Genomic DNA, 14190 nt, shown 5'->3' on the forward strand with positions numbered 1-14190 from the left:
GTGGGCCGTCCAACCCCAGGGTGCTGACCGCGCCTTGGCTGAACTGATCGAGGGAATGATGGCTGATACACACGGCGCCGCGGTCTCTGGTCATGGACCGGGCGGGGGACCGGGCGGCGAAGTGACGAAGCGGGACATGATCAAGCTGATCGCCACGGCCGGCGCCGCCATCGGCGTGGGCGCCATCGCCTGGCCCTTCATCGATTCCATGAACCCGTCGGCCGACGTGCTGGCCCTGTCCTCGGTCGAGACCGATCTGACCCCGATCGCCGAAGGCAGCGGCATCACCATCGTCTGGCAGGGCAAGCCGATCTTCGTCCGCCACCGCACCCCCACCGAGATCAAGGAGGCCGAGGACGTCAAGCTGTCGCAACTCATCGATCCGACCCTGGGCCTGGACAAGGAGCGGGTGAAGGAGGGTCATGCGCAATGGATCGTCGTCGTGGGCATCTGCACGCATCTGGGGTGCGTCCCGCTGGGCAACAAGCCCACCGATCCGCGCGGTGACTGGGGTGGCTGGTTCTGCCCTTGCCATGGCAGCCAGTACGATACGTCCGGACGCGTCCGCCACGGGCCAGCGCCGCTCAACCTGCCGGTGCCGCCGTACGCCTTCATGACGGACACGAAAATCAAGGTCGGCTGAGTCCGTCACCGCGTCGGGCCCGCAATAGGGAAACATCATGGCTGGATTACATAAGAGCGAGTTCGCCAATCCGGTGATCAACTGGATCGACACCCGTCTGCCCGTCTTCACGATGATGCAGAAGGAGTACGGGGTTTTTCCGACGCCAAGGAATTTCAACTACTTCTGGAATTTCGGTGCGCTGGCGATGGTCAACCTGGTGATCATGATTGTCACCGGCATCTTCCTGGCGATGAACTATCAGCCGAACACCGAGCTGGCGTTTGCCTCCGTCCAGCGCATCATGCGCGACGTGAACTACGGCTGGCTGCTGCGCTACGTGCACCAGAACGGCGCGTCGATGTTCTTCATCGTCACCTATATCCATATCGCCCGCGGGCTCTACTACGGCTCTTACAAGAAGCCGCGGGAGCTGCTGTGGATGATCGGCGTGGTCATCTTCCTGCTGATGATGGCGACCGCGTTCATGGGCTACGTGCTGCCCTGGGGCCAGATGTCCTACTGGGGCGCCACCGTGATCACCAACCTGTTCTCGGCCTTCCCCTATGTCGGGCCGAAGATCGTGACGCTGCTGTGGGGCGGCTTCTCGGTCGACCAGCCGACGCTGAACCGGTTCTTCTCCCTGCACTACCTGCTGCCGTTCGTCCTGACGGCGGTGATCTTCCTGCATGTCGCGGCCCTGCATATCTGCGGGTCCAACAACCCGCTGGGCATCGACGTGAAGACCCCGCAGGACACGCTGCCCTTCCATCCGTACTACACGATCAAGGACAGCGTCGGCATCTGCGTCTACCTGATCGTATTCGCCGCGCTGGTGTTCTTCGCCCCGAACTACCTGGGCGACCCGAACAACTTCATTCCGGCCAACCCGCTGGTCACGCCGGCCGATATCGTGCCGGAATGGTACTTCCTGCCATTCTACGCCATCCTGCGCTCGGTTCCCAACAAGCTGCTGGGCGTGTGCATGATGTTCGGCTCCATCCTGCTGCTGTTCGTGCTGCCGTGGCTGGATACCTCACCGGTCCGCAGCGCCCGGTTCCGTCCGATCTACCGGGTCATGTTCTGGGTGCTGATCCTGTCGGTCGTGGTGCTGGGCCTGTGCGGCGCGCATAAGCCGGAAGGCATCTGGGTGACCCTGAGCCGCCTGGGCGCCCTCTATTACTTCTTCCACTTCCTGGTCCTGCTTCCGGTGCTCGGCAAGATCGAGAAGCCGCTGCCGCTCCCCGAGAGCATCAGCAAGTCCGTTCTGGGCGGGCGTGGCGGTGGCCCGCTGCCATCCGGCGCCGCTGCCAAGCCGATGGAGAAAGCATGATGCGGACCCCGCGTTCCCTTCTGGGCGGCCTGGTCGCCCTGCTGCACGCCGCGGCCCCGCTGGCTGTCGCTCCCGTGGCTGTGGTTTCCCTGGCCATCGCTCCTTTGGCCATCGCCCCTTTGGCCATCGCCCCCTCGGCCGCGCAGGCGGCGGAAGAGTCCGTGACCCTGCCGAATGAGCGCTGGAGCTTCGAGGGGCCGCTGGGTGCCTTCGACCTCGCGGCGGCACAGCGCGGCTTCCAGGTCTATTCGCAGGTCTGCTCGAACTGCCATTCGATGCAGTACATGCACTTCCGCATGCTGTCCGGCATCGGGCTGAACCCGGAGCAGATCAAGGCGGTCGCGGCCACCTTCACGGTGCCGCTGGGCCTGAATGACGAAGGGCAGCCGAAGGAGGGGCCGGGCCTGCCGTCCAGCCAGTTCCGCTCGCCATTCCCGAACGCCATCGCCGCGGCGGCGGCCAACAATGGCGCGGTCCCGCCCGACCTGTCGTTGATCGTGAACGCGCGGGAAGGCGGCCCGAACTACGTGTACGGCATCCTGACCGGCTACACCAACCCGCCGGCGGGCGTCACGGTGGCCGACGGCACGTTCTACAACCGCGTCTTCCCGGGCCATCAGATCAAGATGCCGCAACCGCTGCAGGATGGCACGGTGACCTACACGGACGGCACGCCGAACAACCTGAACCAGGAAGCGCATGACGTCGTCACCTTCCTGAGCTGGGCGGCCAATCCCGAAATAGTCGAGCGCAAGCAGATGGGCGTGAAGGCCATCCTGTTCCTGCTGTTCATGACCGGCGTGACCTACGCGGTGAAGCGTAAGGTCTGGTCCGACGTTCACTGACCGGGCAGGGTCGGTTGACCCTGGCCGGCTGAGCAACGCCTTGCGGCCGAGAGCGTGATCCCATGCTCTCCGCCGCGGGCCTCAGGCAACCGCGCACAACGGAAGGAGAACCTGCCGATGATCCAGCCTGTCATCGGGATCATTGGCGGCTCCGGCCTGTACGACATCGACGGGCTGGAAGAGAAGACCTGGCGGCGGGTCGAAACCCCGTGGGGCGATCCGTCCGATGAATTGCTGTTCGGCCGCCTGGCCGGGGTTCCGTGCGTGTTCCTGCCGCGCCACGGCCGCGGCCATCCGACATCCCCCACTCATCTGAACTATCGCGCCAATATCGACGCGCTGAAGCGCTCCGGGGTCACCGACGTGATCTCCCTGTCCGCCGTCGGCAGCCTGAAGGCGGCGCTGCCACCCGGCCATTTCGTCGTCGTCGACCAGTTCATCGACCGCAGCTTCGCGCGTGAAAAGAGCTTCTTCGGCGACGGCATCGTCGCCCATGTCTCGATGGCGCATCCGGTCTGCGCGCGGCTGGGCGATTCCCTGTTCGCCGCCGCCCGGCAGATCGGCCTGCCGGTCACCCGTGGCGGCACCTACCTTGTCATGGAGGGTCCGCAATTCTCCACCAAGGCGGAGAGCGAGCTGTACCGCTCCTGGGGCTGCAGCGTGATCGGCATGACCAACATGCCGGAAGCCAAGCTCGCGCGGGAGGCGGAGCTTTGCTACGCCACCGTCGCCATGGTCACCGACTTCGATTGCTGGCATCCCGACCACGACCACGTCACCGTCGAAGCCGTCGTCCGTGTCCTGCTGGCCAACGCCGACCATGCGCGGACCCTCGTCCGGACGGTGGTCCCGTCCCTGGGCCAGCCCCGCGATCTCTGTCCGCACGGCTGCGACCGCGCGCTGGACAACGCCATCATCACCGCGCCGTTCCAACGCGACGCCGACCTGCTGGCGCGGCTGGACGCCGTGGCCGGGCGCGTGCTGACGGGCTGACGCCGGCCCTGGCGCGGCGATCGCGCGCCCCGCTTACGGCCGTAGCGAATTCTGCTAGATGATCGAACGGCGACCGATCGGGAACCGCCTCCATGCGACGTGCCATGCCTTGCCTCATTGTCCTCGGCATCACGCTGTCGGGCCAGCAGCCGGCCCTGGCGCAACATGACCCGGCGCAACATGACATGTCGTCCGGCCAGGCCGCCGCGGCACCTTCATCCGGCGATGCCGGCGCGGCCATGATGGCGGCGATGGCACGGATGAACCAGGCGATGAACGGCGCGCCGATGACCGGCGACATCGATCGGGACTTCGTCGCCATGATGATCCCCCACCACCAGGGCGCGATCGACATGTGCAAGGTCGAGCAGCGGCACGGGAAGGACCCGGTCCTGCTGAAGATGTGCCGTGGCATCGTCGCCGACCAGGCGAAGGACATTGCGCTGATGCGGCGGTGGCAGCAGCAGCACGAGCGGCTACCTTGACCGGCTTGGCACCGCCTCGCCCGGCCGGTGACTGCGCGCGGCGGTCTGGAGCATACCCTCGGAACAGGCCCCGCGCAGGAGGCGCTTGCGATGCAACCGGCGATCCTCGTCATCCTGGAGAAAGTCGAGACGGCCTGGGCCACGCTGGCAACCGCCGCCTTGCTGCGGCAGCGCCTGGCACCGGCCGCGTCCGTCACCGTGCTGCATATTCGCCATGACCCGATGGAAGGCTTCATGCCGTCGGAGGAGGTGATGACGTCGCGGCATCGCCACCTCTTGCAGCAGGCGGCGGACGCCGGATCGGTTGCGATCAGGGCCGTGTTCGATCACTGGCAGGCCAGCCATCCGGACGCGCGCTGGACGGAGCGGACGGGAGAGACGGCAGCCGTCGTCCGCGCGGCGGTGGCGGCGTCCGACCTCGTCGTGCTCTCTCGCCCGGTGGCCGGGCAGACGCGCCAGGCCTTGCACATATTGCTGTTTGCGGCGCGGACGCTGACGCTGGTCGCGCCCGGTTCGCCGCCGCCGAGCATGGGGCGGCACGCGGTGGTTGCCTGGAAGGACGATGAGCCGGCACGGCGTGTGCTGCACCAGGCACTTCCGTTGCTGCGCCGCTCGGGCGCGGTGACGCTGCTGATCGGCCAGGAGAGTCCGGCGGATCTGACCGAGGAACCGGCCTGGCTCGTCCAGGCCCTGACCGCGGCCGATATCCCTGTCGATATTCGCGTGGTTCCGCTGCACGGCCAGCCGATCGGCGATGTGTTGCGGGAGCAGGTCCGTGCGATCGGCGCCGATCTGCTGGTCATGGGCGCCTATGGCCATAGCCGGCTGCGGGAGCTGATCCTGGGCGGGGCGACACGGTCGGTGCTGCTGGATGCCGCGGTGCCGGTGCTGTTGCAGCACTGACTGCCTGCCATTGTCGGCGGCGTTAACCGGACATTAGGGCTTTGGTGCCACTCTGTTCGCCGCGAGGGGCATATGAAGCGAAACAGGGTAGCGGCGTGGGCGATCGCCGGGATGATGACCGGCGTCCTGGCTGGAACGTGGGGCCTGCGCGGGGCCGGTGCGTCACCGACCGATCCGGCGGCGGTCGAGATTCTGGGGCTGCGCCTGGGCATGACGGAACCCGCCGTCACTGCCGTCTTGCGCGCCCAGCGTATCCGGACGGACCAGATCCGCCACCAGCCCGAGGCATGCCAAGGGGAGATGTGCCCGGGGGAGGTGTGCCAAGGGGAGATGTGCCAGAGGGAGGTGTGCCAAGGGGAGATGTGCCACGGGGAGGTGTGCCAGGGGGACGGGCCGTGCCGGCTGACGCTGACCACGCCGACGCCGGATGGGGAGCTGTCCATCGACCTTGCCGGGACACCGCTGCGCGTGGACCGCATCACGTACCGGCTGCACGGCCGTGGCCCCGGGGAGCCGGCCATCATCGCGGATGCGGTGCTGGAGCGTTTCGGCCGGCCGGACGAGCAGGCGCCGATGACCTGGTGCCGCCATCCGGGCACCGATCTCCGCTGTGTCCCCGGCGACCCGGTGCTGCGCTTCTACCGGGACACGCTGACGCTGGTGCTGGCAGCGGGCCGTCCGCGCGACGCCCGATGAGGCGGCACCGGTCAGCCGGCGCCGATGGGCCAAGCGCCGATGAACCGGACCGACGGACCGGCGCCAATGGACCAGCGCCGATGGACCGGCGCCAATGGACCAGCGCCGATGGACCGGCGCCGATGAACCGGAAACAGTCAGCGCGCAGCCGGTAAACCATTCGTTCATTTTTCGCCGCTATGGCGTGGCGCATGACGCGGCGCCTGTTGCCTTCCGTGCTGGGACTTCTCGCAGCGGCACTTGCGGCAGCCTTCCTGGGCGCGCCGGCCCGCGCCGACCTGCCGGCGATCGGGGCCACGCCCGCCAACCGGCTCTGCCGTCCGGCGATCCTGGCGGCCGAGCGGGCGTTCGGAATTCCCGATCACCTGCTGGCGGCGATCGCTCGGGTCGAGAGTGGCCGGCGGGATTCCGCGTCCGGCACGTTCGACCCCTGGCCCTGGACGGTCAACGCCGATGGCGAGGGCTCGTTCTATGAAACGAAGGCCGAGGCGATCGCCGCCGTGCGGACGATGCGCGCGCGGGGTGTGCGGTCCATCGATGTGGGCTGCATGCAGATCAGCCTGCTGCATCACCCGGATGCGTTCGCCAGCCTGGAACAGGCCTTCGACCCGACCGCCAATGCCACGTACGGCGCTCGTTTCCTCAGCGAGCTGCACGCCAGGACCAACGCGTGGCCGCGGGCGGTGGAGATGTACCACTCGGCGACGCCGGAACTGGGCCAGCCCTATGGACGGCTGGTCTATGCGGCGCAGCCGGCGGAGCAGCGCCTGGCGGGCGGTCCCGGCCTGATGCAGACCCTGTCCGCGGCCTGGGCGGCGACGATGAACCGCGCATCGGTCGCCGCCGCGTTTCGGCCGTCGCCGATGCGGATCATTCCGCTGGCCGGCGCGCCGGCCGCGCCGTCTCCGGCCGCGGCGGGCGCTGTGCGAGCGGGGGTGCCAGGAGGGGGTATGCCAGGAGGTGTGGCAACGGGCTGGCGTACGCTCGACTCCTACCGTGCCCTGCCGGTCCGCATGGCGTTTCGCGCGCCCTGACCGCCCGGCTCGCAACCCGGGCCGGTCCCGCCGCGCGTTGACCGGGTGCGCGCGCGGGTCTAATCACCCGCACAAAGATCGACGCCGCAGAATTGGCCCGGAAAATTGGCCCGAAGAATTGGCCAGGAGAATTGGCCAGGAGAATTGGAGTGAGCGCGTGAGAGATGTACGCGACGCGCTGATGGTAGCGCGTAATACCGATGGCAAGCTGGTTCGTCGACCGCTGTCTCCGCACCTGCAGGTGTATCGTTGGCCGCTCAGCATGGCGCTGTCCATCCTGCACCGCGCCTCGGGCGTCGCGCTGGCGGTCGGCACGCTGCTGATGACGTGGTGGCTGGCGGCGGCGGCCGTTTCGGATGAGGCCTTCGCGACCGCGCAATGGTTCATGGGCTCCGCCATCGGCCTGCTGTGCCTGTTCGGCTGGACCGTCGCCCTGGTGTTCCATTTCTTCAGCGGCATCCGCCACCTGGCCTGGGACCTGGGCTATGGGTTCGAGGCGCCGCACTACGACACCTCCGGCTGGGCGGTCGTCATCGCCACCGGGGTCGCCACGCTGCTGATCTGGATCGTCGGCCTGGTGGTTTGGTGAGGGATCGGCATGTCGGACACATCGAAAGCGCCTCATATCGACATCATGCGCTCGCCGCTGGGCCGGGCGGTGGGGATGGGCGCGACCCATAGCGGGTCGGGGCATTGGTGGCTGCAGCGGATCACCGCGGTCGCGCTGGTGCCGCTGGGCATCTGGTTCGTCGTCTCGGTGATCGGCCTGCTGGGCGCCCCGCGGGAGGCGATGATGGCGTGGATCGCCTCGCCCGTGCCGTTGTCGCTGATGCTGGCGCTGATCGCCGCCACCTTCTACCACATGTGGATCGGCCTGCAGGTCGTGATCGAGGACTATGTCCATAACGATCTGCTGAAGATGGCCGCCGTGGTGGCGGTCAAGGGGCTGTGCACCCTGCTGGCGCTGGTCTGTTTCGTGTCGGCGCTGAAGATCGGTCTTTGATGCATCACGGCATGAGGGGGCTGTCGGGCGTTCCGTCCGGCGAACAGAAGCTGGGCCGGCGGCCCGAAGGAAAGAACTGATGAACGCGATCACGATGCCTTCATCGCGGGCCTATACGATCATCGACCACACCTATGACGTCGTGGTTGTCGGCGCCGGCGGCTCCGGCCTGCGGGCGACCTTCGGCATGGGCGCCGCCGGCCTGAAGACGGCCTGCATCACCAAGGTCTTCCCCACCCGCAGCCACACCGTGGCGGCCCAGGGCGGCATCGGCGCCGCGCTGGGCAACATGGGCGAGGATGACTGGCGCTGGCACATGTACGACACCGTCAAGGGATCCGACTGGCTCGGTGACCAGGACGCCATCGAATATATGTGCCGCGAGGCGATCCCGGCCGTCTACGAACTGGAACATTACGGCGTGCCGTTCAGCCGCACCGAGGATGGACGGATCTATCAGCGCCCCTTCGGCGGTCACATGAAGGATTACGGCAAGGAGCCGGCGATGCGCGCCTGCGCCGCCGCCGACCGCACCGGCCACGCCATCCTGCACACGCTGTATCAGCAAAGCCTGAAGCACGACGCCGAGTTCTTCATCGAGTATTTCGCCCTCGACCTGATCATGGACGAGGAAGGCGCCTGCCGCGGGGTGATGGCCTGGTGCCTGGAGGACGGCTCGATCCATCGTTTCCGTGCCCAAACGGTGGTGTTGGCGACCGGCGGTTACGGCCGTGCCTATCTGTCCTGCACCTCGGCCCATACCTGCACCGGTGACGGCACCGGCATGGTGCTGCGCGCCGGCCTGCCCTGCCAGGACATGGAATTCGTCCAGTTCCACCCGACCGGCATCTTCCCCGCCGGCTGCCTGATCACCGAGGGCGCCCGCGGCGAGGGCGGTTACCTGACCAACTCCGAGGGCGAGCGCTTCATGGAGCGGTACGCCCCCACGGCGAAGGACCTGGCCAGCCGCGACGTCGTGTCGCGGTCCATGACCATGGAGATCAACGAAGGGCGCGGCTGCGGTCCCAACAAGGACCACATCATGCTGCACCTGGAGCATCTGGGCGCCGACCTGCTGCATGAGCGTCTGCCCGGCATTTCGGAGACCGCGAAGGTCTTCGCTGGCGTCGACGTGACCAAGGAGCCGATCCCGGTGCTGCCGACCGTGCACTACAACATGGGCGGCATCCCGACGAATGTGCATACAGAGGTACTGCGTCCGACCAAGGACGACCCGGACGCCACGATCCCCGGCCTGATGGCGGTGGGCGAGGCGGCCTGCGTGTCCGTGCACGGTGCCAACCGGCTGGGCACCAACTCGCTGCTGGACCTCGTGGTGTTCGGCCGCGCCGCCGCGCATCGCGCCGCCGACACGATCAAGCCGAACGCGGCGCAGGCATCACTGCCGCCGAAGGCCGGCGAGGCAAGCCTGGATCGCTTCGACCGCACCCGCTACGCCAAGGGCGGCACCCGCGTGGCCGACTTGCGCCTGGCCATGCAGCGCACCATGCAGGGCCACGCCGCCGTGTTCCGTACGTCGGAAAGCCTGACCGAGGGCGTGGAACGGATGAAGAAGGTCTGGAGCGGCCTGACCGACATGTCGGTGTCCGACCGCAGCCTGATCTGGAACAGCGATCTGGTTGAGGCGTTGGAACTGCAGAACCTGATGGGCAGCGCCATGACCACCATGGTCGGCGCCGAGGCGCGGCACGAAAGCCGCGGCGCCCACGCGCATGACGACTATCCGGAGCGGGACGATGAGCACTGGATGAAGCACACCCTGGCCTGGTGCGGCGATGACGGCGAAGTCCGCCTGGACTACCGTCCGGTGCGCATGCAGACGATGACGAACGAGGTGTCGGTGTTCCCGCCGAAGAAGCGGGTCTATTGAGTTGAGGTAACCCCGGATGGCGGCACACCTAGCCACCGCAACGCGCCCCGAGACCGCAATCCGGCCCCCTGTCGGCATCGGTCACAACACAGGATTTCGCCGGTCGATGTACGCGGTCACCTTCGACAGGGATACAACCGCCCTTCGGGCGCGTGACCACAACGCCTCCTCGCGGAACGCTTACGACGGCATGGGCAAGATGCCGCGCGGTCACGGCGTCGACCGCCGGCAAGGCGGCGTGTATTTCGGGGACGAGACGGTTGATCCGGTCCGCCGCGTCCTGGCGGTTCAGGCGCTGGCCCGCACCTATGGCTGGTTCCCTCCATCAGTCCGCGACATTCGGACGTTGCGGATCGAGGATAACAACGACCTGATGCCGGCGGTCGCCGCGGTCACGTCGTAGCTCGCAGGAAAACGATGGTCGCTTTCAATCTTCCGCTGAACAGCCGCATCACCAAGGGCCAGACCTTCAAGGCGCCCGCCGGTGCCAAGCGCGTGCGCGAATTCAAAATCTATCGGTGGAATCCCGATGACGGGAAGAACCCTCGTACCGATACGTACGAAATCGACCTGGATGACTGCGGTCCGATGGTCCTGGACGCGCTGATCAAGATCAAGAACGAGGTTGACCCGACGCTGACCTTCCGCCGTTCCTGCCGTGAGGGCATCTGCGGCTCCTGCGCGATGAACATCGACGGCGGCAACACGCTGGCCTGCCTGAAGCCGATCGAAGAGGTGAAGGGCGCGGTCGCCATCAATCCGCTGCCGCATATGCCGGTGGTCAAGGACCTCGTGCCGGACCTGTCGCAGGTCTATGCCCAGTACCGCTCGATCAAGCCCTGGATGCAGGCCGAAACCCCGGCGCCGCCCGACGCCGAGCGGCTGCAAAGCAAGGAGGAGCGGGCGAAGCTGGATGGCATGTGGGAGTGCATCCTGTGCTTCTGCTGCTCGACCGCCTGCCCCAGCTACTGGTGGAACGGCGATCGCTATCTGGGGCCGGCGGTGCTGCTGGCGGCCTATCGCTGGATTGCCGATTCGCGCGATGAGGCGACCGGTTCCCGGCTGGATGATCTGGAGGATCCGTTCAAGCTGTATCGCTGCCACACGATCATGAACTGCACGGACACCTGCCCGAAGGGGCTGAACCCGGCCAAGGCCATCGGCACCATCAAGCAGATGATCCTCGAGCGCCAGGGGTAGCCAGGAGCAGGGTTAGCCAAGGGCAGGGTAGCCGAGGATAGGATAGCCAGCACATGGGCAGGGTTGGCCGGTAGCCAGCCAACGCCGGAAGGGGGTGCCGATGATCGAGGTCTGGAGCTGGCCCACCCCCAATGGCCACAAGGTGCATATCGCACTGGAGGAGCTGGAGCTTCCCTACAAGGTCGTGCCGGTGAACATCGGCAAGGGCGATCAGTTCAAGGCCGAATTCCTGGCGATCAACCCGAACCACCGCATCCCCGCCATCGTCGATCTCGACGGGCCGGGAGGCCGGCCCTTGAAGCTGTTCGAGTCCGGCGCGATCCTGATCTATCTGTCGGAAAAGACCGGCGGCCGGCTGATCCCGGCGGACCCGGAAGGCCGCTACACCTGCCTGCAATGGATGATGTTCCAGGCCGGCGGGGTCGGGCCGATGTTCGGCCAGTACAACCATTTCGCCAATTACGCGGTCGAACGGCTGCCCTACGCCGTCGAGCGCTATGCCAGCGAGGTGAAGCGGCTGCACCGCGTGTTGAACAAGCGGCTGGCCGAGGCGGAATACCTCGCCGGCGCCGCCTTCTCCATGGCCGACATCATGACATTTCCGTGGATCCGCAATCCGGAACGGCGGAATATCGATCTGCGTGACTACCCCAACGTCAAGCGCTGGCACGACGCCATCGCCGCCCGGCCGGGCGTGCGGCGCGGCGTCGCGGTGATGGACGACAAGAAGCGCACCGGCCCGCTGAGCGACGCCGAGAGGGACGTGATGTTCGGCCACACCCAGTTCGCGCCCCGCTGACCGGCGGACAGCCGTTGCCGGCGGGGCGGCGCTTGCCGCTACTGGTCAGAAGGCGTGAACCGTGCCCCTGAATCAAGGAGTTGATGAAGCATGATCGGGCCAGCCTGACCCTGTCATGCTTGGGCTGGTCCTTGCCCTGGCCTTGCATGGAAAACGGTCTGCATGGAAAACGGTCTTGTCCGCGGCGCAAAAATCTGCCGCACTTCGATGCCAGACGCGTATTCCTTTGATAGAGCCCGGTTAAGGCGATAAAACAGGTGCGCCTACAAGCTCAGATTGCTCCTAGGTCGAAGACTGACACCAGCACCGCATGACCGCTCGTATCCTGATCGTCGATGATGTGCCGGCTAATGCGCGCTTGCTGGAAGCCAAGCTGAAGGCTGAATATTACCAGGTTGCGACGGCTCGGGACGGCTTCGAGACCCTGACCATCGCCCGGTCGTGGCAGCCGGACCTGATCCTGCTGGATATCATGATGCCGGGGATGGACGGGTTCGAGTGCTGCCGGCTGCTGAAGGACGACCTGAGCACGCTTCACATTCCGGTCATGATGATCACGACGCTCGGCGAACCGGGAGAGCGGCTGCACGGCCTGACGGTGGGCGCGGACGACTTCCTGACCAAGCCGGTGGAATACGATACATTGATGGCCCGGGTACGCAGCCTGGTTCGCCTGAAACGCCTGCTGGACGAATGGCGCGCCCGTGGGGAGACCGCGCGGGCCCTGGGACTTGGCGGGGAAAATGGCGGGCTGGCGCCCGTGGCAGGGGCTCATGTCCTGGTGGTCGACGATTGGGAACCCAGCGCCCGGTCCATCCAGGAGGCCCTGAATGACGACGGCGTGGTCAGCGCCTGCGCCCGCACCAGCGCCCAGGCCGTGGCGATGACCACCGCCACCGCGTTCGACCTGATCATCATCAACCTGGGCCTCGCGCAGGAGGACCCGCTGCATCTGGTGTCGGAGCTCCGCGCCTCGGACGCCGCGCATGAGACGCCGCTGATGCTGATCGCCGAACCGGCCGAAAAGGACCGGCTGCTGCGCGGTTTCGATCTGGGGGCCAGCGACTGGGTCGCGCAGCCGATTGACGCCAATGAGCTGCGGGCGAGGGCGCGCAACCAGATCCGGCGCAAATTCTACCAGGACCGGCTGCGCAGCGACCTGGGCACCGCGCTGGAAATGGCGCTGACCGACCCTCTGACGGCGCTGTACAACCAGCGCTACCTGCGCCGCCACCTGGGCGGGCTGATGGCGAACCCGAATGTCGGGAACCTGGCGATCGTGATCCTGGACGCGGACCACTTCAAGGCGGTCAATGACCGCTACGGCCACCCCGCCGGGGACCAGGCGCTGCGGCTGATCTCCGACACGCTGCGGGCCAACACCCGGGTCTTCGACACGCTGGCGCGGTATGGCGGTGAGGAATTCGTCATCCTGATGCCCGGCATGAGCGAGGCGCAGGCCGAGGCGGCGGCGGAGCGGCTGCGCGCCGCCGTCGAAAGCGCGCCGTTCCGACCCGTCGGACAGGATAGCGCGCAGCTGACGGTCAGCATCGGCGTGGCGTGCAGCGGGATTCACGCCAATGACGCCGAAGCGCTGCTGCGTGCTGCCGACGCCGCATTGTATCGGGCCAAGCAGAAAGGCCGGAACCGGGTGGAGATGGCGGAGCCGCTGCGGCAGTTTCAGCACGAGCCATCCGGCTGACGCGGCGCCCGGTCATCCGGGCCGGACAGGGCGACCCTGTCGGCGGGCAAGCCCGCCAGAGGAAAAACCGGCCAGAGGAAAAACGGCCGGAGGAAAAATGGCCAGAGGAAAATCAGGCAGAGGGAAACCGGCCAGAGACCAAGCCCGCAGGAAACCAGCGAGAGGCAGGCCAGGCAGACGGAAACCACCCAGAGGGCACGCACGCCAGGCAAAGGCTGACCCGCCGCCGGGGGGCAACGAGCCAGGGGGATCAGTCAGGCCAAGCCAGGAGAATCAGTCCAGGGGAATCAGTGAGGCACCGGCCGGCCGGGCGCGGCCGGATTACTTGATCTTGGCTTCCTTGAACGGCACGTGCTTGCGCACGACGGGGTCGTATTTGTTGAATTCCAGCTTGTTGGTCTGGGCCCGCGCGTTCTTTTTCGTCACGTAGAAGAAGCCCGTGTCCGCCGTCGACACCAGCTTGATCTGAACGGTGTTGCTCTTCGCCATCTGCGTGTTCCTGAAAACCGTGATCCGGCCTCGCGGCGCGGAAAGCCGGGAAAATGGTCAAACCGCTCGCGCAGGTCAAGTATTCGCTGCGGGATGGTCGGGCGCGGCCGCCGCTTGGGTCGTGGCATCGCCGGTCTGGAAACGCTCCCCCCAGAAACGCTCCCCCCAGAAACGCTCCCCCCGGAAACGCTCCCG

General features: G+C 66.8%; 16 protein-coding genes. 15 read left to right on the forward strand and 1 reads right to left on the reverse strand.

Features of this window, described 5'->3' with window-relative positions:
- Positions 1–58: 58 nt before the first annotated feature.
- The 15 genes from petA to VHC04_RS12685 all read left to right on the forward strand — a co-directional run bounded on the left by petA (position 59) and on the right by VHC04_RS12685 (position 13506).
- A complete protein-coding gene (petA, locus tag VHC04_RS12615; RefSeq protein ID WP_325681663.1) occupies positions 59–643 on the forward strand; it encodes a ubiquinol-cytochrome c reductase iron-sulfur subunit in 585 nt (194 codons plus the stop codon).
- A 37-nt stretch (positions 644–680) separates the two neighbouring features.
- The gene (locus VHC04_RS12620; RefSeq protein ID WP_325681665.1) at positions 681–1955 is read left to right on the forward strand and encodes a cytochrome b; all 1275 of its coding nucleotides are present in this window, start codon (positions 681–683) and stop codon (positions 1953–1955) included.
- Positions 1952–2800 carry a cytochrome c1 gene (locus VHC04_RS12625; RefSeq protein ID WP_325681668.1) on the forward strand — a complete coding sequence of 283 codons (849 nt, stop codon included), beginning with the start codon at positions 1952–1954 and terminating at the stop codon, positions 2798–2800. Before VHC04_RS12620 ends, VHC04_RS12625 begins: the two co-directional genes overlap by 4 nt.
- A 117-nt stretch (positions 2801–2917) precedes the next feature.
- The gene (locus VHC04_RS12630) at positions 2918–3793 is read left to right on the forward strand and encodes an S-methyl-5'-thioadenosine phosphorylase (RefSeq protein ID WP_325681670.1); all 876 of its coding nucleotides are present in this window, start codon (positions 2918–2920) and stop codon (positions 3791–3793) included.
- Between the two features lie 104 nt (positions 3794–3897).
- The gene (locus VHC04_RS12635) at positions 3898–4278 is read left to right on the forward strand and encodes a DUF305 domain-containing protein (RefSeq protein WP_325681672.1); all 381 of its coding nucleotides are present in this window, start codon (positions 3898–3900) and stop codon (positions 4276–4278) included.
- A 90-nt stretch (positions 4279–4368) separates the two neighbouring features.
- Positions 4369–5181 (forward strand): universal stress protein, encoded by an 813-nt coding sequence (locus VHC04_RS12640; RefSeq protein WP_325681674.1) that lies wholly within the window; start codon positions 4369–4371, stop codon positions 5179–5181.
- 72 nt (positions 5182–5253) lie between these two features.
- A complete protein-coding gene (locus VHC04_RS12645; protein WP_325681676.1) occupies positions 5254–5877 on the forward strand; it encodes a hypothetical protein in 624 nt (207 codons plus the stop codon).
- Positions 5878–6068: 191 nt separating this feature from the next.
- Entirely contained in the window at positions 6069–6911 is an 843-nt protein-coding gene (locus tag VHC04_RS12650; RefSeq protein ID WP_325681678.1) for a lytic transglycosylase domain-containing protein, read from the forward strand.
- A 157-nt stretch (positions 6912–7068) separates the two neighbouring features.
- Positions 7069–7500, forward strand: a complete 432-nt coding sequence (gene sdhC, locus VHC04_RS12655) for a succinate dehydrogenase, cytochrome b556 subunit (protein ID WP_325681680.1) — start codon at positions 7069–7071, stop codon at positions 7498–7500.
- Positions 7501–7509: 9 nt separating this feature from the next.
- On the forward strand, positions 7510–7914 hold the full coding sequence (sdhD, locus tag VHC04_RS12660) for a succinate dehydrogenase, hydrophobic membrane anchor protein (protein WP_325681682.1): 405 nt from the start codon (positions 7510–7512) through the stop codon (positions 7912–7914).
- 79 nt (positions 7915–7993) lie between these two features.
- Positions 7994–9805, forward strand: a complete 1812-nt coding sequence (sdhA, locus tag VHC04_RS12665; protein WP_325681684.1) for a succinate dehydrogenase flavoprotein subunit — start codon at positions 7994–7996, stop codon at positions 9803–9805.
- A gap of 106 nt (positions 9806–9911) precedes the next feature.
- Positions 9912–10208 (forward strand): hypothetical protein, encoded by a 297-nt coding sequence (locus tag VHC04_RS12670; RefSeq protein ID WP_325681686.1) that lies wholly within the window; start codon positions 9912–9914, stop codon positions 10206–10208.
- A gap of 14 nt (positions 10209–10222) precedes the next feature.
- Entirely contained in the window at positions 10223–11005 is a 783-nt protein-coding gene (locus VHC04_RS12675) for a succinate dehydrogenase iron-sulfur subunit (protein WP_325681688.1), read from the forward strand.
- A gap of 100 nt (positions 11006–11105) precedes the next feature.
- On the forward strand, positions 11106–11804 hold the full coding sequence (locus VHC04_RS12680; RefSeq protein ID WP_325681690.1) for a glutathione S-transferase family protein: 699 nt from the start codon (positions 11106–11108) through the stop codon (positions 11802–11804).
- A 310-nt stretch (positions 11805–12114) separates the two neighbouring features.
- Positions 12115–13506, forward strand: a complete 1392-nt coding sequence (locus VHC04_RS12685) for a PleD family two-component system response regulator (RefSeq protein WP_325681692.1) — start codon at positions 12115–12117, stop codon at positions 13504–13506.
- 321 nt (positions 13507–13827) lie between these two features.
- On the opposite strand, the gene rpmG is transcribed toward VHC04_RS12685, so the two are convergent.
- Positions 13828–13995 carry a 50S ribosomal protein L33 gene (gene rpmG / locus VHC04_RS12690; RefSeq protein ID WP_325681694.1) on the reverse strand — a complete coding sequence of 56 codons (168 nt, stop codon included), beginning with the start codon at positions 13993–13995 and terminating at the stop codon, positions 13828–13830.
- Positions 13996–14190: the final 195 nt, after the last annotated feature.

The organism is Rhodopila sp. (assembly GCF_035548095.1).
In the GTDB taxonomy this organism is placed as follows: domain Bacteria; phylum Pseudomonadota; class Alphaproteobacteria; order Acetobacterales; family Acetobacteraceae; genus Rhodopila.